Origin of the sequence: Nostocoides australiense Ben110, assembly GCF_001050535.1 — a bacterium.
Taxonomy (GTDB): Bacteria; Actinomycetota; Actinomycetes; order Actinomycetales; family Dermatophilaceae; genus Nostocoides_A; species Nostocoides_A australiense.
Map to the genome: position 1 here is coordinate 950,420 of NZ_HG764815.1, position 24,422 is coordinate 974,841.

Sequence of the window (24,422 nt, forward strand, 5' to 3'; positions counted from 1 at the left end):
CCGCCGATGTGGCCCTCCGGGATGTCGGCGGCCCGACCGGACAGCAGCGGCAGCGCAGGATCCCACGTGGTGCCGTCGCGTTCGTCCTTGCGCTTGCGCGCGATGGCCGAAAGCGCTTCGAGGACAACACGATTCGCCAGGGCAGCAGTGATGTCGGCGTGATCGTAGGGCGGGCTGACCTCGACGACGTCGACGCCGCAGACGGGCACTTCGAGGCAAATGCGCCGGACGGAGTCGAGCAACTCGCGCGCCGAGAGGCCACCAGGCTCGGGCGTGCCGGTGCCCGGCGCGTGCCCGGGATCGCAGACGTCGATGTCGACGGAGAGGAAGACGCCTTCGCACTCGTCGGTCGCGATGGCGAAGGCCTCGGTGAGGCATTCCCCGAGGCCGCGGTGGACGATCTCGGTCATTTCGTAGGAGCGCATGTTCTGCTGTGCCATCCAGTCGAGCGTCTCCGGTGGCGGCCAGTAGCCGCGCAACCCGATCTGCAGGAAGCGGTCGCCGCGCAACGCCCCGGACTCGATGAGCCGGCGCATCGGCTGCCCGTGCCCCCACAGGGAGCCGAACTCGATGTCGCCGGTGTCCGCGTGGGCGTCGAAGTGGATCATCGACACCCGTCCCTGCCCGATGACGTTCGCGCACCCCTTGGCATCGGGGAAGGCGATGGAGTGGTCGCCGCCGAGGACGATCGGAATCGCCCCTGCCGCAACGACTTTGGTCACCGCCGCTTCCAGGGCCGGCAGCGCCGTCTCGATGTCTCCGGAATACATCTCGACATCTCCCGCATCCAGGACACGCAGGTCCTGCAGACCGTCGGTGCGCAGCGCCAACGAGGGACGCGACCCGTCGTGCGGGAGGTAGTCGGTCATCCGGATCGCCTGCGGGCCGAAGCGGGTGCCTGGCCGGTGCGACGTGCCCCCGTCGAACGGTGCGCCGAGAATCACGATGTCGGCCCAGGCATAAGACGCGGGATCGTCCAGATCACACCGATCCACGCCGAGGAAGGTGATGTCCGGACCGAACTGCGCGCCATAGCGACCCATGGCGGCATCCTACGGAGGTGGCCCGCGTCACTCAGCCCGACCTTGGCTGATCCGACTGTGGCCCGAGAGTAAAATTGGTCATGGCCGGACACCCCGGCCGTGGGCTCCATCGAAGTAGTCCTGAAACCTGGGACGAAAGGCCAGTAATGAACCTCAGTGACGTCATCCGCCCGAATCTCGACAATATCGTCGTTGAAGCGGCAGCAGTGGTGGATGCCGCGGGACTGCCGCACTACATGTCGCTCGATCCGCAGGGTGTGAAGCTGCGCCTGCGCGAGTTGGCGGAAGCCATGCTCAAGAGCGTCGAAACCGGCGAGCCGGTGCATTTCGCATCGCACGCCCAATCAATCGCCCACGACCGCTTCCTCGCGGGCGTTCACATCGAAGAACTGCTGACCACCTTCAACGCCCTGGAGACCGCCCTCTGGGAGAACGTCGTCAAGGTGGCCCCCACCGAGGACGTCGTCGCCGACCTCGGACTGATCGGCTCGATCATCGGCGCCGGCAAGGACCAGGTGGCCAGTTCGTATGTCGAGATGGCCACTCAGCGGCATACCCACGGCCTCGACATGAGTCACCTCCACGAGGCCCTCTAGTCACTCCGCCGGTAGTCACTCCACCGGCAGGCACTCCGCCTGCGCCGCAACAGCGTAGCCCCCGACACCCGGTATGGGTGGCGGGGGCTTCGGCGTGGTGACGACTACTTCTCCTCGATGCCCCAGGCCGAGCCGTAGCCCTCGGGCTGCGGAGCGGCCAGGAGTTCGAGGAAGGGTTCGGCCTGGAAGGCCTCGGGACCGAGGACGCCGGAACCGGCCCAGGTGCCGTTCGCGAGGAGTTCCAGCGCGACGATCGGATTGATCGCGGTCTGCCAGACGATGCATTGGGCGCCGTACTCGCGCATCGTCACCTCGTTGTCGGCCACGTGATAGAGGTAGGTCGAGCGTGGCCGGCCATCCTTGCCCGTGCCCGTCACGTGGACGCCGGCGCAGGTCTTGCCCGTCAGCTGCGGGCCGATCGTCGCGGGGTCGGGCAGCACGGCAGCCACGATGTCCCGGGGAGCGACCTGCACCCCCTTGATTGTGATCGGGTCGGTCGAGTCGAGCCGAAGTGCGTTGAGCGCCTTGAGGATCGAGATCATCTGCTCGCCGAGGCCGTACTTGAACGTGACCCGCTTGGCGTCGAGCCAGCGCGGCATGAGCAGCACTTCCTCGTGCTCGACCTGCACACACTCCACCGACCCGATGCCCTCGGGGAAGTCGAACACCTCGGGCTCGCTGAATGGCGGCAGCGTGAAGAAGCCCGCCTCGAGCGAACCGCCCTTCTCGGCGCGCTCCTTCTCCCACACCACCGGCGGGTTGAGGCACTCCTCGATGATGGTCCACATCGAGAACCCGGGCGCGAACGCTTCGGAGCCGTCGGGGCCGAAGTAGGCGAGGTTGGCGCCGTCGCGGGTGCCGAGTTCGTCGATCTCGGAGAAGAGGTTGTCCTGGGCGTAGCGCGCGAAGACGTCGGACAGCCCCGGCTCGACACCGATCCCGACAAGCGCCAGCTTGCCCGCCTGCTCCCAGTCGTGCGCCTTGGCGAACTGCTCGTCGCCGAGCTTGACGTGCGTCATCGCGAACGGCTTGTCCGGGTGCCGGTTGGAGAGGGACATGGCCATGTCCAGATAGTTCGCGCCGGCCGCCAAACACCCGTCGAAGACCGGCATGACGAACCGCGGGTCGACCGCGTTGAGCACGTGCGTCGCACCTGTCAGCCGGATCATGGCGGCGACATTCTCGGCATCGGAGGCATCGACGCCGACGGCGTGGAATCGTCGCTCGCCGGGGCGGCGCTCTTGGACCGCCGAGACGGTGCGCTGGGCACGCTCCACGTCGTAGTCGGCGACGACGAAGACATCGAAGAAGTCCCGTTCGACGGCGATCTTTGCTGCGGCGTCACCGACGCCCCCGGCGCCGATCATCAACACCCGCATGGGTTTTCACTTCCTTGCTCGGGCTCCGGTTCGCCCTTGTCTGGATCACGTCGACGCTCTGGGGGCCGGCCCCCAGGGGCCGCTACTTCGGCTTGCGCGCGTTCCCGATCACCTGGCCGAGCACCACGAGGAGCACGGCGATGACGAACATCGAGAAGCCGATGACATTGGCCTGCGCCGGGATCCCGCGCAGGTAGGAGACATAGACGAACTTGGGGAAGGTGGTCTCCGAACCGGACACGAAGTTGGTGATGATGAAGTCGTCGAAGGACAAGGAGAAGGCGAGCATCGCCGCGCCGACGATGCCGGGCAGCACCAACGGGAAGGTGACCTTCCAGAAGGTCGAACCCGGACCGGCATACAGATCCTGAGCCGCCTCCTCCAGGCGCGGGTCAAGGCTCTGCAAGCGGGCCTTGACGGTCACGACGACGAAGCTGATGCAGAACATGATGTGGGCAATGACGATCGTCCAAAATCCCAGTCGCAGACCGACATTGGAGAATCCTTGGACGAAGATCGTGAGCAGGCTGGCGCCGAGGACGATCTCGGGCGTCGCCATCGGGATGAACGTCAGCAGATTGCCCGTGCCACGCCCGACGAACTTGTATCGGACCAGCGCGAACGCGAGGAGCGTGCCCAGCACGGTCGCCGCCAAAGTGGCGATGGCGCCGATCTCCAGGGACTTGACCAGCGAGTCGCAGACCCCGGGCGCCCCGCACGGATTCTGCCAGTGCTTGAGCGTCGGGCTGCCCTCGGGGTTCCACGTGATATTCGACTTGCGGTAGTTGTTGAACGAGAAGACGAAGGTGTAGGCCACCGGCACGAAGAGATAGAGCAGCACGAAGACCGCGACGATCAGCGCGAAGCGATTGGCGAACCACGCCTGGATCCGCCGTCCGGTCGAGGGGCGGTATGCCGTGCCTTGGGTCGCGGCGCTCACAGCAGTTCCTCCGTCCCGAACTTGCGGACATACACGAAGACCAGGGCCAGGATCAGCGCCATCAACGTGAAGGAGAGCGCGGCCGCCGTGGGGTACCCACCGGGCACCTTGAAGAACTGGCTCTCGATGACATTGCCGACCATCTTGGTGCTACGGTCGGAGCCGAGGAGTTCGGCGTTGACATAGTCACCCGCCGCGGGGATGAAGGTCAGCAGCGTGCCCGCGAGGACGCCCGGCATGCTCATCGGCAAGGTCACGGTCCGGAAGGTCGTGAAGCCGTTCGCGTACAGGTCGCCACCGGCCTCGATGATGCGCGGATCGGCCCGCTCGAGCGAGGCATAGATGGGAAGCACCATGAAGGGCAGGAAGTTGTAGGTCAGCCCCGCGACGACGGCCATCCATGTCTCGGTGATATGCCCACCAGGCAGGACGTGGAGGAAGTTCAGCGTCTTGGCGACCGGGCCCTCGTCGGCGAGGATCTGCCGCCACGCGATGGTGCGCAGGATGAAGCTGGTGAAGAACGGCGCGATGATGCAGATCATCATCAGACCGCGCCAGCGGCCGGCCTTGAACGCCATCGCATAGGCGAGCGGATAAGCCAGACAGAAGGCGAAAAAGGTTGCCAGGCCGGCAAATAGCAGCGATCTGCCGAAGTGCGGGGCGAACTCCGTCAGCGCCGACCAATAGTTCTTGAAGTTCAGATCGCGGTAGTAGTAGCCGGGATAACCCGGGAACTTCGACTGCAGGCTGACGGTGAAGAGCTGGACCAGCGGGACGACGAAGAAGACGATGAGCCACAACATGCCGGGCAGCAGCAGCAGGTACGGCATCCAGCTGCCGCGTTTGGCCGTATCCGGACCGGCCGGGGCGCCCTGCCCCGCACCGATGTGGGCGAGGGCGCTCACGAGACGGTGTCCCGCGGCATATCGACGGGATCTCCGAGGACCGGCCCCGCCGGGATCTCGGCACCCTCCGCGGCTACCGCGAAGGCGTGCGCCGGATCCCATTCGATCCAGACCGGGTCGCCGGGCTTGAGGTCGATCGGGTCGACGTCGAGATTCTGCTCGTAGACCGACCAGGTCGCGCCACTGGCGACCTGGACCAGATACTGCGTGGCCACCCCGATGAACGACACGTCGACAACGGTTGCCTTCATGTCGTCGCCGAGGGCAACCTTGCGGGTGCGGTCGATGACGTCGTGACTGTCACGCGCCAGGTGGACCTTCTCGGGACGGACCCCGAAGAGGATGTCGCCGCTGTCGACTGCAGAACGCGCAGCGGGGATCTTCACGGTAGAGCCGTGCACGTCGGCGACGAAGAAGTCGCCGTCCCGGCCGGTGATGCGGCCATGGCCGAGGTTGGACTGGCCGACAAAGTTGGCGACGAAGGCGGTCTTGGGCAGGTCATACATCTGGGCCGGCGGGCCCATCTGCTCGATGCGTCCGTGGTTCATGACCGCGACCGTGTCGGCCATCGTCATGGCCTCCTCCTGGTCGTGGGTGACGTGGATGAAGGTCAGGCCGACCTCGGTCTGGATGCGCTTGAGTTCGACCTGCATCTGCCGGCGCAACTTCAGGTCGAGGGCACCGAGAGGTTCGTCGAGGAGGAGCACTTCGGGCCGGTTGACCAGCGCCCGGGCCACGGCGACGCGCTGTTGCTGACCGCCGGACAACTGCGCCGGCTTGCGCGCCGCGAGGTGGGGCAACTGCACCAGTTCGAGCGCCTCGTCGGCCATCCTCGTCGCGTCCTTTTGACCGCGTCGCTTGGGCCCGAACGCGACATTGTCGCGCACCGTCAGGTGCGGGAAGAGGGCGTAGGACTGGAAGACGGTGTTGACCGGACGCTCATACGGCCGCGACCCCGTCAGGTCGGTATCGCCGATGAGAATCCTGCCGCGCGTGGGCTGTTCGAGCCCGGCGACCATCCGCAGGGTGGTGGTCTTGCCACAACCCGATGGCCCGAGGAGTGCGAAGAAGGACCCGCGCGGGACGCTGAGGGTCAGATCGTCGACGGCGGTGAAATCCCCGAACTCCTTGGTGACATTCTCGATCCGCAGATCTCCCGTGGCCTCTCGGAAGCCGGCCATCAGTTGCCCACCACCTTTGCCCACTCGGCGCTGTAATCGGCGTCTTCTTGCGCCGTCAGCGCGCGGAAGCCTTGGATGTTGTTCTTGGTCAGATAGTCCTCGCTGGGGAAGATGAAGGGCGACTGGGCGAGTTCCTCGTCGATCTTCTCCATCTCCTGCTTCGCGCCCACGACGGGACACACGTAGTTGACCCACGCGGCGACCTCGGCGGCGACCTTTGGGTCGTAGTAGTAGTTCATCAGGGTCTCGGCATTGCGCCGGTGCGTGGAGGTGATCGGCACCATCATGTTGTCCGACCACAAGGTGCCACCGGATTCGGGGATGGTGAACTCCCAGTTGTCGTTCTCGGTCTCGGCCCGCAGGATGAACAGGTCACCGCTCCAGACGATCCCGGCCAGCGCGTTCCCGCTCTTGAGGTCGTTCAAGTAGGAGTTGCCCTTGATCCGGCGGATGTACCCGTCGGAGACGAGCTGGTTGAACTTCTCGATGGCCTTGTCGTATTCGGGCTTGCCCCAGTTGCCGGCGATGTCGACACCCTGCCACTGCATGATCAGCCCCAGAGTGTCGCGCATCTCGGACAGCACGACGATCTTGCCCCTCAGCTCGGGGGTGAAAAGATCGTCGAGAGTCTTCAGCTCCTTGCCGACGCGTTCCTTGTCGTAGCCGATGCCGGCGAAGCCGGACTGCCAGGTCAAGGAGTAGTTGCGGCCGGGGTCGAAGGAGACCTCCTTCAACGGGGGCAACAGGTTGCCGGCGTTCGGCATCTGGATCAGCTCCAGCGGCTGGACCAGCTGGTCGCGGATCATCCGGTTGGCCATCCAGTCGGTCAAGGTGATGATGTCCTTGCCGATGTCCTGCTTGGCCTCCAACTGCGGCCGGACCTTGCTCACGTAGGAGTCGTTGTCGTCGATGTCCTCGGTATAGGTCGCCTTGATCCCGGTCTCCTTGATGAAGGCCTCCAGGGTCGGGTAGGTCTTCCCCTCGTCGTCCATGTCGAGGTATGCGGTCCAGTTGGCCCAGTTGACGACCTTCTCCGTGGCGGAGACGTCGGTCGGCAGCTTGACCGCCCGCCGGCCGGTGGCTTCGGTGGTGCGCAGGCGGTCAAGGCCGCGGCGCCGGCGCCCATAGCGCTGGCGGACAGCAGGGACCGCCGGCTCAGGGAGGAGGCCCGGGCGGAGCGGATCAGGGCGCGGACAGCAGGATCCGACGGGGGTATGCGGCGCGGCACAGGGAGCCTTTCGTGCGGTGTTGGTGCGTCAGGAGTCGAGGTTCGCCATGACGTGCTTGATGCGGGTGTAGTCCTCGAGTCCGTACATCGACAGATCCTTGCCGTAACCCGACTTCTTGTAGCCGCCGTGCGGCATCTCGGCAACGAGGGGAATGTGGGTGTTGATCCACACACAGCCGAATTCCAGGGCCTTGCTCATGCGCATGGCGCGCCCGAAGTCCTTGGTCCACACCGACGACGCCAGACCGTAGTCGACGCCATTGGCGAAGGCGATCGCCTCGGCTTCGTCGGTGAACTTCTGGACCGTGATGACGGGTCCGAAGATCTCGTTCTGGATGGCCTCGTCGTCCTGACGCAGCCCGGCGAGGACGGTGGGTTCGAGGAAGTAGCCGTCGCCCATGGAGGAGATCCGGTTGCCGCCGGCCGCGACATTGGCGTGGCCCGGCAGTCGCTCGATGAAACCGCTGACGTGCTCGAGCTGGCGGGCGTTATTGACCGGCCCGAAGAGCGCGTCCGCGTCGTCCGGCATACCGACCTTGGCGCTGGACTTGGCGTAATCCGCAAGTGCTGCAACGAAATCGTCGTGGATGCCCGGCGCGACCAGAACCCGCGTGGCCGCCGTGCAGTCCTGCCCGGCGTTGAAATAGCCGGCGATTGCGATGCCCTCGACCGCGGCCTCGATGTCGGCGTCGTCGAAGACGACGACCGGCGCCTTGCCGCCCAACTCGAGGTGCACCCGCTTGACCTGTTGGCTGGCGCTCTCGGCGACCTGCATACCGGCCCGCACCGATCCGGTGATCGCGACCAGGCCGGGGATCGGGTGCTCGACGAGTGCCTTGCCCGTCTCCCGGTCGCCGGTGATGACGTTGAAGGTGCCGGCCGGCAGGAACTCGCTCGCGATCTCGGCGAGCAACAGGGTCGTCTCCGGAGTGGTGTCACTGGGCTTGAGGACAACCGTGTTGCCCGCGGCGAGGGCGGGGCCGATCTTCCAGACCGCCATCATCATCGGGTAGTTCCACGGGGTGACCTGCCCGACCACGCCGATCGGTTCGCGCCGGATCCAGCTGGTCATGCCCTTCATGTACTCACCGGCGGCCTTGCCTTCGAGGACGCGGGCGGCACCGGCGAAGAAGCGCAACTGGTCGAGCATCGGCGGGATCTCTTCGCTCGCCGTCAGGGCGTGCGGTTTGCCGGTGTTCTCCGACTCGAGCGCGATGAACTCCTCCGCCCGGGCCTCGATGGCGTCGGCGAACTGCAGGAGGGCCTGCTGGCGCTCGCTCGGAGTCGTCTGGCCCCACTCCTCGAAGGCCGTGGCCGCGCTGCGGTATGCCGCGTCGACGTCCTCCGCGGACGAGACGGGCGCGCTGGCCACGACCGCGCCGGTGCTCGGGTTGATCACCTCGCTGCGGGCATCACTGCGGGCATCGACGAAGGCGTTGCCGATGAAGTTCTTCAGGTCGCGCGGGCTGCTCACGAGCTCTCTCTCCGGGAGTCGACGGATCGTCACCATTGACGGCTGAGCGCACTCTAGTTCGTCGGGCGCACGGGCGAACAGGCCCGCAGCCCGAGAACGGCGAGATTTAACGCAGCCGATACAGAAGACCCGCATGCACGACGGATTCCGTCGTAAAAGGGGGTTGATCGGCATCGAATCGTGGGCAATGATGCCGGTATGCCACGTGCCGCCCGGTCCGGACCGCCGCGGCTGGACGATGTCTCCAAGCGCATCATCGAACTGCTCCAGGACGACGGGCGCGCGTCCTACGCCACCATCGCCAAGGCGGTCGGCCTCTCGGAGGCCGCGGCCCGTCAGCGAGTCCAGCGCCTGCTCGAGAGCGGGGTGATGCAGATCGTGGCGGTCACCGATCCGCTGAATGTGGGATTCACCCGGCAGGCGATGATCGGCATCCGGGTCAGCGGCGAGCTGGCGCCGGCGGCCGACGCGCTGGCCGGCCTCGCGCAGGTCGCCTATGTCGTCACGACCGCCGGGAGTTTCGACCTGCTCTGCGAGGTCGTCTGCGAGGACGACGACGAACTGCTCGACCTGGTCGGCAGGGAGATCCGCACCCTGCCCGGCGTCGTCTCCACCGAGACCTTCGTCTATCTCAAACTCAACAAACAGCACTACAACTGGGGAACCCGATGACCATCTATCCCGCCGAAGTCTGGGAGCCCAGCTCCGACCGGCATACACCGACCGGTGCCCTCTATTCGCAGGCGGCCCGTGACCACCTCTGGATGCATTTCACCAGGCACTCAGTCTTCGAGGACCCCTCCGACGGCGGGCTCGGGCATACGGTCCCGATCATCGTTCGCGGTGAGGGACATCGGATCTGGGACGACCGCGGCAACGAATACATCGACGGGCTCGCCGGCCTCTTCGTCACCAACGTCGGTCACGGACGCACCGAGATCGCCGACGCCATGGCCGCGCAGGCGCGCGAACTCGCCTTCTTCCCGCTGTGGTCGTATGCCCACCCGCGGGCCATCGAGCTGGCCGAGCGGCTCGCCTCCCACGCCCCCGGCGACCTCAACCGCGTCTTCTTCACCACCGGCGGCGGCGAGGCCGTCGAGACAGCGTGGAAGCTGGCCAAGCAGTACTTCAAGCTCGTCGGCAAACCGACCAAGCACAAGGTCATCTCCCGCTCGATCGCCTATCACGGCACCCCGCAGGGGGCCCTGGCGATCACCGGCATACCCGCGGCCAAGATTCCCTTCGAGCCGCTCGTGCCTGGCGGCTTCCGCGTGCCCAACACCAATATCTATCGCGCGCCGGAGCACCTGCGTGACGACGAGAAGGCGTTCGGGCGCTGGGCCGCCGACCGCATCGAGGAGGCGATCCTCTTCGAGGGGCCGGACACGGTCGCGGCTGTCTTTCTCGAGCCCGTGCAGAACTCGGGCGGGTGCTTCCCCCCACCGGCCGGATACTTCGAGCGGGTGCGCGAGATCTGCGATCAGTACGACGTGCTGCTCGTCTCCGACGAGGTCATCTGCGCATTCGGGCGCATCGGATCGATGTTCGCGTGCACCGACTTCGGCTACGTCCCCGACATCATCACCACGGCCAAGGGCGTGACCTCCGGCTACGCGCCGCTCGGCGTGATGATCGCCCACGATCGCCTGTTCGAGCCGTTCCGTTCCGGCACAACACTTTTCCCGCATGGCTACACGTGGGGTGGACACCCTGTCTCGTGCGCGGCCGCCATGGCGAACCTCGACATCTTCGAACGCGAGGGGCTCACCGATCACGTCAAGCGGAACGCCCCGGCCTTCCGGGCGACGCTGGAGAAGCTGCTCCACCTGCCCCTGGTCGGCGACGTCCGCGGTGCCGGCTACTTCTACGGCATCGAGTTGGTCAAGGACAAGGCGACCCGGCAGACCTTCGACGACGGCGAGGCCGAGCGGCTGCTGCGCGGCTACCTGTCCAAGGCGCTCTTCGACGCCGGGATCTATTGCCGCGCAGACGATCGCGGCGACCCGGTCATCCAGCTCGCCCCGCCGCTGACGATCGGGCAGGCCGAGTTCGACGACATCGAGTCCCGCCTCCGCTCGGTCCTGAGCGAAGCGCCGGATCATCTCTGACCTACCGCCACTGACCTGTCAGCTGTGACCTGGCACCTGTGACCTGGCACCTGTGACCTGGCACCGATGAGCGAGCTGCGCCCGACGGGCTTTCCCTTGTGGTGGGAGGGGTATGCCGCGCCCTCACCCGCCGCTGTCCCGCCTGCCGAGGCGTTGCCTTCGCAGGCGGACGTGGTCATCGTCGGAGGCGGCTTCACCGGCTTGTGGACCGCGTACTACCTCCTTCGCGATGCCGCCCACCTGTCCGTGCTCGTGCTCGAGGCCGAGCACGTCGGCTTCGGTGCGAGCGGCCGCAACGGCGGTTGGGTCTCTGCGCTCTTTCCGCTCGGAGCCGACGCCCTGGCGGCCCGGCACGGGGCGTCGCCGACGCGTGCCTTGCTGAGCGAGCTGCGGCATACCGTCGATGAGGTCGGCGATGTCATTGCCGCAGAAGGGATCTGCGAGGCCGGTTATGCCAAGGGCGGCACCCTCTGTCTCGCGCGCAACGCCGCGCAGGTCGCCCGGGCAAAGGCCGACGTCGCCGCGGGAGCGGTGTGGGACACCGGCACGCTCTGGTTGTCGAGCCCGGAGGCCACGGAACGTCTCGCCGCCACGCAGATCCTCGGCGGCACCTGGAACCCGCACTGCGCACGCATCCAGCCGCGGGCCTTGGTCGAGGGCCTGGCGGCGGCGGTGCGAGCCCGCGGCGGGCGGATCGCCGAAGGGGCGCGAGTCGCTTCGGCGGCGCCGGGGGTGGTGACGCTGAGCGATGGGACTCGCATCCGCGCCGGCCATGTCATCCGGGCGACCGAGGCCTACACGGCCGGGCTTGCCGGCCTGCGGCCGCGGCTCGCGCCGGTCTATTCGCTGATGGTCGCGACCGAGCCGCTGCCGCACAGCACGTGGGCTGAGATCGGGCTCGCGCAGCGCGAGGTCTTCAGCGACTACCGGCACGTGATCGTCTACGGACAGCGCACCCTCGATGACCGTCTCGCTTTTGGCGGACGGGGTGCGCCGTATCACTGGGGTTCGGCGATTCGCCCCGGATTCGACCAGGACGCAACGGTTTTCGCACTGCTGCGCGCGGCCCTACGAGAGCTCCTCCCCCAGCTGGGCGATGTGACGTTCACGCACGCGTGGGGCGGGCCACTCGGCATACCGCGGGACTGGCACCCCAGCGTCGGGTATGACGCGTCCGCCCGCGTCGGGTGGGCGGGCGGGTATGTCGGCGACGGCGTCGCCGCCACCAACCTCGCCGGCCGCACTCTGGCCGATCTCGTGACGAACCGGCGTAGCCCGCTCACGGCCCTGCCCTGGGTGAACCACCGCTCGCCCTCCTGGGAACCGGAGCCCCTGCGCTGGCTCGGCGTCAACGCCGGCCTGCGCCTGGCCGCCCTTGCCGACGCCGAGGAAGCCCGCACCGGCCGCCCCGCCCGCTTGGCCCGCCTCCTCTCCGCCCTCATCGGTCACTGACCCGGCCCAACCCGTCACCACCTACACTTCGGCGCATGGTCGACCAGGCGGTTCTGCGCGCGTATTGGAGTCACCGCCAGGGGTTGGACGGGTCCCTGGCCGGCGCGGACAGCGCCACGGTGCTCGAGCGCGTCGGATGGGCCCGCTCGGAGGGGATCGTGGACCGGAGACGGCTCATCGGGCTGTGGGACTTCGACCCCGAGGCTGAGGAGGTCGTGTGGTCCCCCATCACCGACCTCACTTCGGTACAACGGAAAGCTAAGCTGGCCGCGGTGGAGCGGACGGCGGCATACGTCCGGGACGACCTCGGCGACAACCGCGGGATGTCGCTCGACTCCCCCAAGAGCCGCCAGCCGCGGCTCGCTGCACTGCGGGAGCACTCCCGATGATGAGCAGCCGCCATCCCGAGCCCGGGATCGAGGTGGAGTCGACCGAAGAGTTGGATGCCCTTTTGGCGCAGGGCATCTCGCCGCGCCGGCTGCGCCTGCAAGACCTCGACCTGACGGGCTACACCGGGCTCGACTCCCGGACCGACCTCGACGAGCTGGTCGTCCTCGGCGGCCGCCTCTCCCCCTCGCTCGACGCACACTTACGCGCGCACGGCGCCATCGTCTTCCCCGACGACCCCGACGCCACACCGGTCCGCCCCTACCGCGCCCACCTCTATACGGCAGAGGAACTGTATGCCGGGCTCGTGGACGGCTATGCGGAGACCACGGATGCGCTCGCCTACGACTGGTATCAGAACAGTCAGCGCCATCCCGACGTCTTTTCCGCTCTGCTGCAAGCGATTCACGACGACTCGATCTCGGATGCCCTGGCCGAGTTCGTCGACGGTCACGCGGTGGTCGGGGTGATGGGCGGCCACGCACTCCAGCGGGGCACGGCGGCATACGCTGTCGCAGCGCGCCTCGGCTTCCACCTTGCCGAGCACGGGTTCCTCGTCGTCACCGGCGGTGGGCCGGGGGCGATGGAGGCGGCGAACCTGGGGGCGGCGGCATACGGCGCCGACCAACTCGACGCGGCCCTGGCGATCGTCGCCGAGGTGCCGAGCTTCGTGCCCGACATCGGCGCGTGGGCGGATGCGGGGATGCGGGCGAAAGCCGTGCTGCGGCCGGTGAGCGGACAGCCCGTGCCGCGCAGCCTCGGCATACCCACGTGGTTCTACGGCCACGAACCGCCGAACGTCTTCGCCCAGGGGATCGCGAAGTACTTCTCCAACGCTATCCGCGAGGATTGGCTGCTCGCGCACGCCGCGGCGGGGGTCGTCGTGCTGCCCGGAGCCGCGGGCACGGTCCAGGAGATCTTCCAGTTCGCGACGCGCGCCTACTATGCCAGCAAGACCCCGCCACCGCTGGTCATCGTCGACAGCGGGCACTGGCGTGACACGCTGCCCGTCTGGCCGTTGATCCAGGCACTCGCGGCCGGCCGGGCGATGGCCGACCGCGTGACGCTCGTCGACTCGGTGGAGGACGCCGTGGCCTACCTGACGTAGGCCTCAGAACCGCTGGTCGACGAAGGTCTGGTCCTGGATCGGCGGACGGACATACGGCATCTGCTTCATGTCGGGGAGCTTGACGACCTCGGGCGCCACGTCCTCGTAACTGAACTGGCTCAGCAGGTGGTGGATGCAGTTGAGGCGCGCGGCCTTCTTGTCGTCGGACGGCACGACATACCAGGGGGCCTGCTTGATGTCGGTGTACTGGAAGGTGTTGTCCTTGGCCATGGAGTACTTGACATAGAGCTCGTGCTCGGCGAGGTCCATGTCGGAGAGCTTCCAGCGCTTGAGGGGTTCGGCGTTGCGGGCCTCGAAGCGGCGTCGCTGCTCGTCGAAGGAGACCGAGAACCAGTACTTGATGACGACGATTCCGGAGCGCACGAGCATCCGCTCGAACTCGGGGCAGCTGCGCAGGAACTCCTCGTGCTCGTTCTCGGTGCAGAAGCCCATGACCCACTCGACGTTGGAGCGGTTGTACCAGGAGCGGTCGAAGAGGACCATCTCGCCGGCGGCCGGGAGGTGCTCGACGTAGCGCTGGAAGTACCACTGGGTGCGTTCGCGCTCCGTGGGCTTGGGGAGAGCGACGACTCGCACGGTGCGGGGGCTGGTGCGCTCGGTGATGCGCTTGATGACCCCGCCCTTGCCGGCGCTGCCGCGCCCCTCGAAGAGCACGAGCACCTTCAGGCCCTGGGACTGGATCCAGTACTGCAGCAACACGAGCTGCTCCTGGAGACGCTCCATCTCCGCCTCGTAGACCGAGTTCTTCAGGCGGCCGTCGGTCTTGTAGTCCTCCGGATTGCCGGTGCCGCCGGCCTTGCCGACCCGGTGACTGAACTCACCGGAGTCGTCCGCGCCTTCGGGCAGATCGACATGCTTCTTGACCAACTGGCACCTGCCTTCCCCCGCCCCAGGGTGATCCGGGTCAGGACTTGGTGAACATCACGATGCCGAGGCACATTTCGTCGGTCGTGCCCTCACCCCAGGCGACATAGCGTTCGGGCACACCGGCCAGGGCCGGCAGCCGGTCACGCAGCGACTGGTCGTGCGTGCACTTCACGGTGAGCGTGTCTGACGAGGTCAGCGTAACCGGCTGGGGGAGGGCAGTCGCGCTCTGGTTGTCGAAGTCCCAGTTGGTGATATCCAGCAGGGTGCGTTCGTCCGGCCGGCCCGCGTTGGCGACGATGCTGATTGCGCGACCGAGCAGGTGCATGTGTCCGGACGTCGCCCGGACCCGCATGGTGCCATTGACCGGCCGGGTGCACGTCTGGGTGGGCCCGATCGGTTCCGAACCACACAGGATGTGGAGCAGGTCGGCGACCTTCGCCTCCGAGCCGAAGCGGGCGTTCAAGTCCTTCATTGCCTTCTCGCGCGCACACAACGGCCCCGTTTTGCCTGGGCGGCAAGGCAATTCGACGGGGGCCGGGAGCAGCATCGTCTGCAGGTAGTCGTAGGACCCGTCATCCTTCGCCAGCCGCAGCCGGGCGGCGCTGCGGTCCTGCCCCTGACCCGCGAGCAGGTTGTAGTGGATCTGCATGACGATCCGGCTGCCTTTGGGCAGCTGGGTGCCGATGCCGTCGCCGGCGACTCGCTCGCTGACGCCAGGTGCCCAGGCGCCGAGCCAGGGCGCCTCGTCCAGATTCAGGCTGGCGCCGCCGCCGCCGATCCCCGTGCCGCCGAAGCAGGTCCACCCGTCCCCCGGCTCGGAAGCGTCCTTCGCCTCGGCCTTCGCGAGGTCCTGCGGCTCGACCTTGTAGAGGATGACGTGGTGGACGAGTTCGGCATTGGCCGGCAGGAAGTGGGCGCCGGTGATGACTGCGTCCGTGGCGAGCTCGGGGTCGACGAGGAAGCAGCGGTAGTCGTCGGTGCCCTCACCGGCCGGGGCTTTCGGCGTGTATGCCGCAGCCATTCGCACTTCGACGAAGCGTTCCCCCGGGCGCAGGGCGACCTCCTTGGCCACCTGAGCGGTGGCGTCGCTCGTGGGCGCTGCGGGGGACGCCGCTGGGGTGTGGTGGTTGTCGATGCGCTGGGGCAGCGCCGCCGGGTCACCGCCGCAGCCGGCGAGAAGCAGCCCGGCCGCCAGAGCGGTGAACACGGAACGCAAACGCATTACTCCAGGGTAAGGGGCACTGACCCGTGCCAGGCTCGGATCATGCCCCGGTTGCTGCTCGTCCACCATTCCCCGACCCGGAACCTCCAGGCACTCACCGAGTCCGTCCTCGACGGCACCCGCGCGGACGGATTGGAGGGGGTCGATGTCGTTGTCCGGGCGGCGTTGGAGGCGAACGCCGAGGATGTGCTCGACGCGGATGCGTATCTGTTGGGCACGAGTGCCAATTTCGGTTACATGTCCGGTGCGTTGAAGCATTTCTTCGACTCGACCTTCCTCCAGATCGGCGGCGCCCTGGACGACTCTGGCGGAGCGGGCGGCCCCGGCGGGGCCACTGCCGGCCGGCCGTTCGGCCTGTACGTGCACGGTCGCTACGACACGACGGGCGCGGTCCGCTCGGTCCTCTCGATCGTCTCCGCGCTCGGTTGGCGGCAGGCGTATGACGTGCTGGAAGTCCTCGGGGACGTCGGCGAAGAAGCGAGGGAGTCGGCATACGAGTTGGGGGCCACGCTCGCTGCTCAGCTCTGACACTCCTCGGCACCAGCGGTCGGTGCGCCTGTGAACGAACCTCGTGGCCCCGGCGCGACCGCTGCGACACCATCCTGCAGCCCGATGTGCTGGTCGCGCGGCGAGCGGATTTCAGTCAGCGCGATCTCCCCGTCGCCCCATTGCTGGCCGTCGAAGTGCTTTCGCCCAGCACCCGCCGCTTCGACCTGCATCCCAAGCGGGCCCGGTACGAAGCGGCAGGGTGCGCCAACTTCTGGGTCGTCGACCCCGACGCCCCGTCGATCCTCGCCTGGGAGCTTCAGGACGGCGTCTACGTCAAGGTGGGTCGAGCCAGTGGCACTGAGCTGTTCACCACCGACGTTCCGTTCCCGGTGGAGTTGCGGCCGGCGGACCTGATCGCCTGAGCTCAAGCGGCTATCGTCAGGCCGCTGCCGATCGCGGCGCCGAGGACGATGGCCGCGTCTGCCCGTGGATCGGTCAGGCGGGCGCCGGCCAGGGGCGCCGCCCCGTCATGCACGAACACCGGCGCCAGCCGTCGATCCGTATGCCGCGCACCGGCTTCCGCGAAGGCCGACTGGATCTCGACGTGGCCGAGTGGGGCATAGACGCCGAGTTGGTTGCCGTATGGCTGTCCGGTCTCGTCGACCTAGGTGGCGAGGGCTAGCGCGACCGGCACGATCTCCGCGCCGGGTACGAGGAGCGGCAGCAGGGAGCGCACGATGGTATCGAGGACGTCGTCCGCCCTGACCCGCCCCGGGGCCGGGATGACCTGCACGTCTCCGACAGGCCGGCCATGACGGACTCTCGACGCCGTGAGGTTCGTTCCCCCGCAATCGATCGCGACCCCGTCGCCGACGGTGGCTGCGACACCACGTAGGACCAGGGACTCCGGTTCCGGGACGCGGTGCACGGTGACGCCAACCCCCGCGACGTCCACGACCTCCTGCGCTTCTGACACGAGCAAATGGCCCAGTTCACCGCGAATCGTGCCGCCGCCCAGCATGATTCGCTGCACCGCGGCCCAGGCTGACCAGGCTCGGAAGGCCAGTCCGGACGCTGCGCCCGGATGCGCACCGGCCCGGTGACCAGCGTGACGAGGAGGGCTCCAAGAGCGGACCCGAGCCGGCGCGCGACGGCGGAGGCGGCGTCATACCCCGGTGCCGCCGGTCCGGCGCGCAGCAGCAGATCGAGAGCCGACGGCCAGCGGGTCGCCGCCGTCATCAGTTCGGGTGTTACCTCGGTGCGGGACGGGACCGCGGGCAGATCGACCCCGGACTCCCGGAGCCTCGCCACGAGGCCGGGCTCGGCGTCCATCAGCCACGCGATCGCCCACACATTGCCTTGCGTGCCCGAAAAGCCCTCTGTCACAGCGGGAAGGTCCGCCAGCAGCATCCGGTTGAGGCTCGGGCTGAGCGGAAGCGGCGTGGGCTGGAAGTGGGTCATCAGATGCCCAATTCTTCCGCACCAATGCACTGGTCTTGACTTGTCCGACAAATTCTCCGCTGCGCTCTTCGGGCCCCCGGATCAGCAGCCGAGCAGGCGGGCGGCGAGGTAGCCCTCGACCTGGTCGAGGCCGATGCGCTCCTGCGCCATCGTGTCGCGCTCGCGGATCGTGACGGCCTGGTCCTCGAGGGTGTCGAAGTCGACGGTGATGCAGAAGGGGGTGCCGATCTCGTCCTGGCGCCGGTAGCGGCGGCCGATCGCCTGGGCGTCATCGAAGTCGACATTCCAGTTCTTGCGCAGCTGCGCCGCCAGGTCGCGCGCCTTCGGCGAGAGATCGGCGTTGCGGGACAACGGAAGCACGGCCGCCTTGACCGGGGCGAGACGACGGTCCAGCCGCAGCACGACGCGCTTGTCGACCCCACCCTTGGTGTTGGGTGCCTCGTCCTCGGCGTAGGCGTCGACGAGGAAGGTCATCAGCGAGCGGGAGAGCCCGGCGGCGGGCTCGATGACGTAGGGGGTGTACTTCTCCCCTGAGGTCTGGTCGAAATAGACCAGGTCGGTGCCCGAGTGCTGGCTGTGCGTCGAGAGGTCGAAGTCGGTGCGATTGGCGATGCCCTCCAACTCACCCCACTCGGATCCGGCGAACTTGAACCGGTATTCGATGTCGACGGTGCGCTTGGAGTAGTGCGAGAGCTTCTCGGTCGGGTGCTCGTAGATCCGCAGGTTGTCGGGGTTGATCCCGAGGTCGGTGTACCAGCGCATCCGCTCGTCGATCCAGTACTGATGCCATTCCTCGTCGCTGCCCGGTGGGACGAAGAACTCCATCTCCATCTGCTCGAACTCGCGGGTGCGGAAGATGAAGTTGCCGGGGGTGATCTCGTTGCGGAAGGACTTGCCGGTCTGGGCGATGCCGAAGGGCGGCTTCATCCGGGCAGCGTTCATGACGTTGAGGAAGTTGACGAAGATGCCCTGCGCCGTCTCCGGGCGCAGATAGTGCAGCCCGGACTCGTCCTCGACCACACCGAGCTGGGTGCGCAGCAGCCCGTTGAACTCGCGCGGCTCGGTCCACTGGCCGCGCGTGCCGCAATTGGGGCAGGCGATGGTGGCGGGCTCGACCGAGTCGGGGTCAATCCTCTTGCCCTTCTTGGCCTCCTTCTCGGCGACGGCCTCCTGGAGGTGGTCGAGCCGGAAACGCTTGTGACAGCTGAGGCACTCGACGAGAGGGTCGACGAAGGCGTCGACGTGCCCCGACGCGCGCCACACCTGGGGCGGCAGGATGATCGAGGAGTCGAGGCCGACGATGTCGTCGCGGCTGGTCACCGTCGCCCGCCACCACTGGCGCTTGATGTTCTCCTTCAGCTCCACGCCGAGGGGTCCGTAGTCCCACGCCGAGCGCGTCCCGCCGTAGATCTCGCCGCACGGGAAGACGAAACCCCGGCGCTTGCAGAGGTTGACGACGGTGTCGACGGTGGAGATCTCCTTGGCCATGGGCGACAGGCTAACCGCCCGGGCGTATGCCGCCCCAATCGCTCCCGCCGACGGGGGGCGTGGCCCGGCCGTCAGGCGGTGGCAGCGGCGAGCTGGCCGCAGGCGCCGTCGATATCGGAGCCGCGGGTGTCGCGCACGGTGGTGGGTATGCCGTGCGCCCGCAGCCGCTCGACGAACTGCTGCTCGACGCCGGGCCGGGAGGCGGTCCACTTCGACCCGGGGGTCGGGTTGAGCGGGATCGGGTTGACGTGCACCCACCCGCGGCCGCGGGCATTGAGCTTCTCCCCCAAGAGATCCGCGCGCCAGGCGTGGTCGTTGATGTCGCGGATGAGGGCGTACTCGATGCTCACCCGACGCCCCGTCGCCTGGAAATAGCGGTATGCCGCGTCGATCGCCTCATCGACCTTCCACCGGGTGTTGATCGGCACCAGTTCGTCCCGCAGGTCGTCGTCCGGGGCATGCAGCGAGAGCGCCAGGGTCACCGGAATGCCTTCTGCCGCAAGCTTGTCGATGCCCGGCACCAGGCCGACGGTCGACATCGTGATGCCGCGTGCGCTCAGGCCGAAGCCGTCGGGAGTCTTGTCGGTCAGGCGCCGGATGGCTCCGACGGCGGCCCGGTAATTGGCAAGGGCCTCGCCCATGCCCATGAAGACGACATTGCTGATCCGCGTGGGGCCGTATGCCGCGCCCTCCCCCACGTCGCCCGCCTCGCTCCCGAGGCCAGCGCCGGGGGTGCGTGCGGTGACGGGCGGCAGGTCCCCGAGCCGCAGGCGCGCGGCGCTGGCGCGCACCTGGTCGACGATCTCGGCCGTCGACATATTGCGGGTGAGCCCGCCCTGGCCGGTCGCGCAGAACGGGCAGTTCATGCCGCAGCCGGCCTGGCTGGAGATGCAGATCGTCACCCGCTTCGGGTAGCGCATGAGCACCGACTCGACGAGGGCGCCGTCGTGGAGGCGCCATACCGACTTGATCGTCGCCCCACGGTCGGCCTGCAACTCGCGGACGGGTGTCAGCAGCGGGGGCAGGAGATCGGCGACCCATTGATCGCGCTGTGCCGCAGGCAGATCGGTCATCGTCGCGGCGTCGATGCTCAGGTGCTCGAAGTAGTGCCGAGCGAGCTGATTGGCGCGGAAGGGCGGCATACCCGACGCGTGAGCAGCAGCGCGGCGCTCGGCCGGGTCGAGGTCGGCCAGATGTCGCGGTGGCTTGCCGCGACGCGGAGCGGTGAAGGTCAGTTGACCCGGGGTCGGCCGCTCGGTCGGCATCGGCAACTCGTCGTCGGTGGCCATATTCAGCCCCCGACGACCTGGTGCAGAACCGCCCAGCACAGGGGGGCAACCATGATCAGCGAGTCGAGCCGGTCCATCAAACCACCGTGTCCCGGAAGGAGATTGCTCATGTCCTTGATGCCGAGGTTGCGCTTGATGACCGATTCCATGAGGTCGCCGATCGTTGCCACGGCGGCGACGACGGCCCCGAGGAGTGCTCCCTGCCACCACGGCTGCCCGAAGAAGAAGAACAGGCATGCCGCGCCGGCGACGGCGCACGTGAACACCGATCCGGCGAAGCCTTCCCAGGATTTCTTCGGGCTGATCCGCGGAGCCATCGGGTGCCTGCCGAAGAGGACGCCAGCGGCATACCCGCCGATGTCGGAGCAGACGGTCACGAGGAGAAACGTGATCAGCCGGGATCGGCCGTCGTCGGGCGCGAGCATCATCGCGGCGAACCCGCCGAGCAGGCAGGGATAGAGGGCGGTGAAGATGCCGGCTGCCGTGTCGCGGGCGCTGCCCGGGCGCGGATCGATCACTCGCCACAGGAGGACGCCGGCGCACGTGAGGCCGAAGGCGATGGCGAGCGCCTCCGGGCCGCGCTGATGCGCGGCGACGATCATGCCCACGGCGCCGGCCCCGACCGGCACGAGCGGGACCTGAAAACCCTTGTTGCGCAGAGCACGGGCGAGTTCCCAGGCCCCGACCACCATGGCGGCGGCAATGATGACGACGAAGGAGTCCTTGGCGAGGATCAGGCTCGCCAGGATCACGACCGCGAGGCCGACGCCGACGCCGATGGCCGCGCCGAGGTTGCGGCCGGCCCGCCCATGGGGATAGGTGGGCGCGGCGCCCGGGTCGGCCACGGGCGAGGCGGGGGGCGGAGTGTTCATCTGCTGTTCGAAAGGCGGCGGCCGGTAAATGGTGCCGTCAGACTTCGAGGAGTTCGGCTTCCTTGCGCTTGGTCAGGTCCTCGACCTGGTCGACATACTTCTTCGTCAGGGCGTCGAGTTCCTTCTCACCGCGTTTGCCGTCGTCCTCGCCGACCTCGCCGTCCTTGATGAACTTGTCGAGGTCGTGCATCGCGTGCCGGCGCACATTGCGGATGGCAACCTTGCCCTCCTCGCCCTTGTGCTTGGCGAGCTTGATGTACTCCTTGCGCCGCTCCTGCGTCAGCTCGGGCAACACGATGCGGATGACATTGCCGTCATTGCTCGGGTTGGCGCCGAAGTCACTGTCGCGCAGGGCCTTTTCGATGTTCTTCATCGCGCCCTTGTCGAACGGGCTGATGAGCAGGGTGCGCGCCTCGGGCGTCTGGAAGGAGGCGAGTTGCTGCAGCGGTGTCGGAGCGCCGTAGTAGTCGACGAGGAGCTTGTGGAACATCGCCGGGTTCGCGCGGCCGGTGCGGATGCCCGCGAAGTCCTCCTTGACGACCTCGACGGCCTTCTCCATCTTCTCCTCGGCCTCGAAGAGGGTCTCGTCGATCATGTCGGCTCCTTCGGGTGCGCTGGCGCGCGGGTCACAGTCGGTCGTATGCGGTGCGGTGACCTAGTCTCCCACCTCGCCGCGCCCCGGACGCAATGCGCGGTGGTGGGCGCTAGAGTCGGCTGGGCGGTCACCTGGCGGTGACGAGGGTCCCGATCCGTTCGCCCCGGACAGCCCGGGTGATATTGCCCGGACCCTCCATGCCGAAGACGATCATGTCGAGGCCGTTGTCCATGCACAGGCTGAAGGCGGCGGCGTCGACGACCTTCAGTCCCTGTTGCAGCGCTTCGGCGTAGGTGACCTTGTCGAGCTTCTTGGCGCCGGGGTTGGTGCGCGGGTCGGAGTCATAGACTCCGTCGACCCCGTTCTTGCTCATCAGCACGGCATCGCACTTGATCTCCAGGGCCCGCTGGGCGCTGACGGTGTCGGTGGAGAAGAAGGGCATCCCGGCGCCGGCGCCGAAGATGACGACCCGCCCCTTTTCGAGGTGCCGGATCGCGCGACGCGGGATATAGGGCTCGGCAACCTGACCCATCGTGATGGCGGTCTGAACCCGCGTGTCGATGCCCTCCTTCTCCAGGAAGTCTTGCAGCGCAAGGCAATTCATGACTGTCCCGAGCATGCCCATGTAGTCGGCTCGGGTGCGGTCCATGCCCTGCTGCTGCAGTTCGGCGCCGCGGAAGAAGTTTCCGCCGCCGATGACGACGGCGACCTGCACCCCGGCCCGGACGGCCTCGGCGATCTGCTGGGCGATGCCGCGCACGACCTCGGGAGCGAGCCCGATCTTGCCGCCGCCGAAGACCTCGCCGGAGAGCTTGAGCAGGACGCGGCGGTATGCGCCATGCAGCGCCTCCTCGGGGACCGGCGCCAGTTCGGGGGCCGGGGGGGCAGCAGCGGTCACGCCGAGCTCCTTGGGTGTTGGGCAGCGGGGAGGCGATCGCGTCGCCCCGGGTTCGGGTCAGTTTCTCACACCGGCCGCGGGCTCCGAAGCGGTCGAGGGGGGGGAGCTGGTCATGACGACTCTTATGGGCACGGGCGCCGCTGGCACACCGGCCGCATCGACCCCGGCCGGGACACACGAGCTACGAGTAGTCCCGCGCCGGGCTTTTCGCAAGCCGCTGACCTGCGCAAACAGCCCGACCCACCGCGTGAGCGGCGGTACTCCTCGTCGGTGTGCACCACCGCGCGCCAACTCCGGCTACCGCGAGCGCGAAAAACGGCCCTGCCCCGAGCGAACTCGGGGCAGGGCCGTTTCAGCGGTGAGCCGATCAGGCGCCGACGCGGAAGCGGGCGAACCCGGTCAGGGTGGCGCCGGCCTCCTCGAGCACCTTGGCGACCGTCTTCTTCGGGTCCTTGGCGAAGGCCTGCTCGAGCAGGACGTTCTCCTTGAAGAATCCGTTGACGCGGCCCTCGATGATCTTGGGCATGGCGGCCTCGGGCTTGCCCTCCTCACGCGCGGTGGCCTCGGCGAGGCGGCGCTCGTTCTCGACGACGGCGGCATCGACCTCGTCACGGGTCATCACAGTCGGGCTGAACGCGGCGACGTGCATCGCGACATCGCGGGCGACGTGCTCGTCCCCGCCGGTGATGCCGACGAGGACACCGATCTGCGCGGGCAGGTCGGGGCTGGTCTTGTGCAGGTAGGCAACGACGGTCGGGGCCTCGACGCGCGCGACGCGCTTGATCTCGATCTTCTCGCCGATGGTGGCGTTGGCCTCGTCGAGGATGGCCTGCACGGACTGGCCGTCCAGGTCGGAGTCGAGCAGGGCCTGCGCGTCGGCGGCGCCGATGGCGACCGCCTGAGCAAGCGCCGTGTCGGCGAGGTCGATGAACTTCTGGCCCTTGGCCACGAAGTCGGTCTCGCAGAGCACCTCGACGAGCGTGCCCACGCCGGCCTCGGCCTTCGCGGCCACCAGGCCGTTGGAGGTCGTGCGGCCCTCGCGCTTGGTGACGCCCTTGAGGCCCTTGACGCGCAGGATCTCGGTGGCCTTCACCGAGTCGCCGTCGGCCTCGTCGAGCGCCTTCTTGACGTCCATCATCCCTGCGCCGGTGGCCTCGCGCAGGGCCTTGATGTCAGCGGCGGTGTAGTTCGCCATGGAGTATTTCGTCCTTCTTTCGGTATGCGGTGGACGCGGCGGCGGCACTCAGGCCGTCGGGGCCTCGGTGGTTTCGGCGGCGACGGCCACGGTCTCCTCGGCGGGCACGGCGTCCTCGGCCGGTGCCTGGGCCACGACGTCGGCCGTCTCCTCGACGGGTGCGTCGAGCGGCGCGTCCTCGGTGGTCGGCTCGGTCGCCTCGGCGGTGGCCGGGGCGGCGTCGT

26 protein-coding genes are annotated in these 24,422 nt (G+C 67.8%); 9 read left to right on the forward strand and 17 right to left on the reverse strand.

Annotation, left to right across the window (positions count from 1 at the left end):
* Positions 1 to 1,043 (reverse strand): agmatinase (gene speB, locus BN11_RS04545; RefSeq protein WP_083433528.1); only part of this gene is annotated, 1,043 nt, incomplete at its 3' end.
* 146 nt (positions 1,044 to 1,189) lie between these two features.
* Between speB and BN11_RS04550 the strand changes: the two genes are divergently transcribed.
* On the forward strand, positions 1,190 to 1,639 hold the full coding sequence (locus tag BN11_RS04550) for a hypothetical protein (RefSeq protein ID WP_048695064.1): 450 nt from the start codon (positions 1,190 to 1,192) through the stop codon (positions 1,637 to 1,639).
* Between the two features lie 104 nt (positions 1,640 to 1,743).
* On the opposite strand, the gene BN11_RS04555 is transcribed toward BN11_RS04550, so the two are convergent.
* The 7 genes from BN11_RS04555 to BN11_RS04580 form a co-directional block, all read right to left on the reverse strand.
* Positions 1,744 to 3,018 (reverse strand): saccharopine dehydrogenase family protein, encoded by a 1,275-nt coding sequence (locus BN11_RS04555; RefSeq protein WP_048695066.1) that lies wholly within the window; start codon positions 3,016 to 3,018, stop codon positions 1,744 to 1,746.
* A gap of 82 nt (positions 3,019 to 3,100) precedes the next feature.
* The gene (locus BN11_RS04560; RefSeq protein WP_407667968.1) at positions 3,101 to 3,958 is read right to left on the reverse strand and encodes an ABC transporter permease; all 858 of its coding nucleotides are present in this window, start codon (positions 3,956 to 3,958) and stop codon (positions 3,101 to 3,103) included.
* The gene (locus tag BN11_RS04565; RefSeq protein WP_048695068.1) at positions 3,955 to 4,863 is read right to left on the reverse strand and encodes an ABC transporter permease; all 909 of its coding nucleotides are present in this window, start codon (positions 4,861 to 4,863) and stop codon (positions 3,955 to 3,957) included. Before BN11_RS04565 ends, BN11_RS04560 begins: the two co-directional genes overlap by 4 nt.
* Positions 4,860 to 6,044, reverse strand: a complete 1,185-nt coding sequence (locus BN11_RS04570) for an ABC transporter ATP-binding protein (protein WP_048695070.1) — start codon at positions 6,042 to 6,044, stop codon at positions 4,860 to 4,862. Before BN11_RS04570 ends, BN11_RS04565 begins: the two co-directional genes overlap by 4 nt.
* On the reverse strand, positions 6,044 to 7,036 hold the full coding sequence (locus BN11_RS04575; RefSeq protein ID WP_235435358.1) for an ABC transporter substrate-binding protein: 993 nt from the start codon (positions 7,034 to 7,036) through the stop codon (positions 6,044 to 6,046). The genes BN11_RS04570 and BN11_RS04575 overlap by 1 nt, the downstream gene beginning before the upstream one ends.
* Positions 6,931 to 7,170 (reverse strand): hypothetical protein, encoded by a 240-nt coding sequence (locus tag BN11_RS26035; RefSeq protein ID WP_407667970.1) that lies wholly within the window; start codon positions 7,168 to 7,170, stop codon positions 6,931 to 6,933. Before BN11_RS26035 ends, BN11_RS04575 begins: the two co-directional genes overlap by 106 nt.
* Before the next feature lie 130 nt (positions 7,171 to 7,300).
* Entirely contained in the window at positions 7,301 to 8,746 is a 1,446-nt protein-coding gene (locus BN11_RS04580) for a gamma-aminobutyraldehyde dehydrogenase (RefSeq protein WP_235435359.1), read from the reverse strand.
* Positions 8,747 to 8,944: 198 nt separating this feature from the next.
* On the opposite strand from BN11_RS04580, the gene BN11_RS04585 reads away from it, so the two are divergent.
* The 5 genes from BN11_RS04585 (at position 8,945) to BN11_RS04605 (ending at position 13,801) form a co-directional block, all read left to right on the forward strand.
* Positions 8,945 to 9,418, forward strand: a complete 474-nt coding sequence (locus BN11_RS04585; RefSeq protein ID WP_048695076.1) for an Lrp/AsnC family transcriptional regulator — start codon at positions 8,945 to 8,947, stop codon at positions 9,416 to 9,418.
* Positions 9,415 to 10,854 (forward strand): aspartate aminotransferase family protein, encoded by a 1,440-nt coding sequence (locus tag BN11_RS04590; protein WP_048695083.1) that lies wholly within the window; start codon positions 9,415 to 9,417, stop codon positions 10,852 to 10,854. The genes BN11_RS04585 and BN11_RS04590 overlap by 4 nt, the downstream gene beginning before the upstream one ends.
* Positions 10,855 to 10,920: 66 nt before the next feature.
* Positions 10,921 to 12,306, forward strand: a complete 1,386-nt coding sequence (locus tag BN11_RS04595) for an NAD(P)/FAD-dependent oxidoreductase (protein WP_048695085.1) — start codon at positions 10,921 to 10,923, stop codon at positions 12,304 to 12,306.
* 35 nt (positions 12,307 to 12,341) lie between these two features.
* Positions 12,342 to 12,695, forward strand: coding sequence for a hypothetical protein (locus BN11_RS04600; RefSeq protein WP_048695088.1), 354 nt, complete (start codon positions 12,342 to 12,344; stop codon positions 12,693 to 12,695).
* Positions 12,692 to 13,801, forward strand: coding sequence for an LOG family protein (locus BN11_RS04605; protein WP_048695091.1), 1,110 nt, complete (start codon positions 12,692 to 12,694; stop codon positions 13,799 to 13,801). The genes BN11_RS04600 and BN11_RS04605 overlap by 4 nt, the downstream gene beginning before the upstream one ends.
* Positions 13,802 to 13,804: 3 nt before the next feature.
* Here the strand turns inward: BN11_RS04605 and ppk2 are convergent, their stop codons facing one another.
* Together ppk2 and BN11_RS04615 are read right to left on the reverse strand one after the other, a co-directional pair.
* On the reverse strand, positions 13,805 to 14,689 hold the full coding sequence (ppk2, locus tag BN11_RS04610) for a polyphosphate kinase 2 (RefSeq protein ID WP_083433531.1): 885 nt from the start codon (positions 14,687 to 14,689) through the stop codon (positions 13,805 to 13,807).
* Positions 14,690 to 14,726: 37 nt separating this feature from the next.
* Entirely contained in the window at positions 14,727 to 15,911 is a 1,185-nt protein-coding gene (locus BN11_RS04615; protein WP_048695094.1) for a monooxygenase, read from the reverse strand.
* A 42-nt stretch (positions 15,912 to 15,953) separates the two neighbouring features.
* On the opposite strand from BN11_RS04615, the gene BN11_RS04620 reads away from it, so the two are divergent.
* From BN11_RS04620 to BN11_RS22405, 3 genes are all read left to right on the forward strand, one after another.
* Positions 15,954 to 16,439, forward strand: a complete 486-nt coding sequence (locus BN11_RS04620; RefSeq protein ID WP_048695097.1) for a flavodoxin family protein — start codon at positions 15,954 to 15,956, stop codon at positions 16,437 to 16,439.
* Positions 16,440 to 16,513: 74 nt separating this feature from the next.
* Entirely contained in the window at positions 16,514 to 16,822 is a 309-nt protein-coding gene (locus BN11_RS04625; protein ID WP_268807148.1) for a Uma2 family endonuclease, read from the forward strand.
* 107 nt (positions 16,823 to 16,929) lie between these two features.
* Positions 16,930 to 17,082, forward strand: a complete 153-nt coding sequence (locus BN11_RS22405; protein WP_157043970.1) for a hypothetical protein — start codon at positions 16,930 to 16,932, stop codon at positions 17,080 to 17,082.
* Here BN11_RS22405 and BN11_RS04630 read toward each other — a convergent pair.
* The 7 genes from BN11_RS04630 to tsf all read right to left on the reverse strand — a co-directional run bounded on the left by BN11_RS04630 (position 17,065) and on the right by tsf (position 24,198).
* Positions 17,065 to 17,433 (reverse strand): hypothetical protein, encoded by a 369-nt coding sequence (locus BN11_RS04630; protein ID WP_157043971.1) that lies wholly within the window; start codon positions 17,431 to 17,433, stop codon positions 17,065 to 17,067. The genes BN11_RS22405 and BN11_RS04630 overlap by 18 nt on opposite strands.
* A gap of 509 nt (positions 17,434 to 17,942) precedes the next feature.
* The gene (locus BN11_RS04635; protein WP_048695106.1) at positions 17,943 to 19,349 is read right to left on the reverse strand and encodes a glycine--tRNA ligase; all 1,407 of its coding nucleotides are present in this window, start codon (positions 19,347 to 19,349) and stop codon (positions 17,943 to 17,945) included.
* A gap of 71 nt (positions 19,350 to 19,420) precedes the next feature.
* Complete coding sequence (gene rlmN / locus BN11_RS04640) at positions 19,421 to 20,638, reverse strand: 23S rRNA (adenine(2503)-C(2))-methyltransferase RlmN (RefSeq protein WP_048695111.1); 1,218 nt, start codon at positions 20,636 to 20,638, stop codon at positions 19,421 to 19,423.
* 2 nt (positions 20,639 to 20,640) lie between these two features.
* Positions 20,641 to 21,510: a phosphatidate cytidylyltransferase gene (locus BN11_RS04645; RefSeq protein WP_048695115.1), complete on the reverse strand. Its 870-nt coding sequence runs from the start codon at positions 21,508 to 21,510 to the stop codon at positions 20,641 to 20,643.
* 37 nt (positions 21,511 to 21,547) lie between these two features.
* Positions 21,548 to 22,105: a ribosome recycling factor gene (frr, locus tag BN11_RS04650; protein WP_048695118.1), complete on the reverse strand. Its 558-nt coding sequence runs from the start codon at positions 22,103 to 22,105 to the stop codon at positions 21,548 to 21,550.
* Between the two features lie 127 nt (positions 22,106 to 22,232).
* Positions 22,233 to 22,973: a UMP kinase gene (gene pyrH / locus BN11_RS04655; RefSeq protein ID WP_048700813.1), complete on the reverse strand. Its 741-nt coding sequence runs from the start codon at positions 22,971 to 22,973 to the stop codon at positions 22,233 to 22,235.
* A 397-nt stretch (positions 22,974 to 23,370) separates the two neighbouring features.
* Positions 23,371 to 24,198, reverse strand: a complete 828-nt coding sequence (tsf, locus tag BN11_RS04660) for a translation elongation factor Ts (protein ID WP_048695122.1) — start codon at positions 24,196 to 24,198, stop codon at positions 23,371 to 23,373.
* Positions 24,199 to 24,422: the final 224 nt, after the last annotated feature.

Excerpts from the sequence above, each read along its gene's own strand:
- BN11_RS04550 (WP_048695064.1), top strand. The coding sequence starts at position 1,190 with ATGAACCTCAGTGACGTCATCCGCCCGAATCTCGACAATATCGTCGTT.
- BN11_RS04555 (WP_048695066.1), bottom strand. The coding sequence starts at position 3,018 with ATGCGGGTGTTGATGATCGGCGCCGGGGGCGTCGGTGACGCCGCAGCA.
- BN11_RS04570 (WP_048695070.1), bottom strand. The coding sequence starts at position 6,044 with ATGGCCGGCTTCCGAGAGGCCACGGGAGATCTGCGGATCGAGAATGTC.
- BN11_RS04575 (WP_235435358.1), bottom strand. The coding sequence starts at position 7,036 with ATGGACGACGAGGGGAAGACCTACCCGACCCTGGAGGCCTTCATCAAG.
- BN11_RS26035 (WP_407667970.1), bottom strand. The coding sequence starts at position 7,170 with ATGGGCGCCGGCGCCGCGGCCTTGACCGCCTGCGCACCACCGAAGCCA.
- BN11_RS04585 (WP_048695076.1), top strand. The coding sequence starts at position 8,945 with ATGCCACGTGCCGCCCGGTCCGGACCGCCGCGGCTGGACGATGTCTCC.
- BN11_RS04590 (WP_048695083.1), top strand. The coding sequence starts at position 9,415 with ATGACCATCTATCCCGCCGAAGTCTGGGAGCCCAGCTCCGACCGGCAT.
- BN11_RS04595 (WP_048695085.1), top strand. The coding sequence starts at position 10,921 with ATGAGCGAGCTGCGCCCGACGGGCTTTCCCTTGTGGTGGGAGGGGTAT.
- BN11_RS04600 (WP_048695088.1), top strand. The coding sequence starts at position 12,342 with ATGGTCGACCAGGCGGTTCTGCGCGCGTATTGGAGTCACCGCCAGGGG.
- BN11_RS04605 (WP_048695091.1), top strand. The coding sequence starts at position 12,692 with ATGATGAGCAGCCGCCATCCCGAGCCCGGGATCGAGGTGGAGTCGACC.
- BN11_RS04615 (WP_048695094.1), bottom strand. The coding sequence starts at position 15,911 with ATGCGTTTGCGTTCCGTGTTCACCGCTCTGGCGGCCGGGCTGCTTCTC.
- BN11_RS04620 (WP_048695097.1), top strand. The coding sequence starts at position 15,954 with ATGCCCCGGTTGCTGCTCGTCCACCATTCCCCGACCCGGAACCTCCAG.
- BN11_RS22405 (WP_157043970.1), top strand. The coding sequence starts at position 16,930 with ATGCACGAACACCGGCGCCAGCCGTCGATCCGTATGCCGCGCACCGGC.
- BN11_RS04635 (WP_048695106.1), bottom strand. The coding sequence starts at position 19,349 with ATGGCCAAGGAGATCTCCACCGTCGACACCGTCGTCAACCTCTGCAAG.
- rlmN (WP_048695111.1), bottom strand. The coding sequence starts at position 20,638 with ATGGCCACCGACGACGAGTTGCCGATGCCGACCGAGCGGCCGACCCCG.
- BN11_RS04645 (WP_048695115.1), bottom strand. The coding sequence starts at position 21,510 with ATGAACACTCCGCCCCCCGCCTCGCCCGTGGCCGACCCGGGCGCCGCG.
- frr (WP_048695118.1), bottom strand. The coding sequence starts at position 22,105 with ATGATCGACGAGACCCTCTTCGAGGCCGAGGAGAAGATGGAGAAGGCC.
- tsf (WP_048695122.1), bottom strand. The coding sequence starts at position 24,198 with ATGGCGAACTACACCGCCGCTGACATCAAGGCCCTGCGCGAGGCCACC.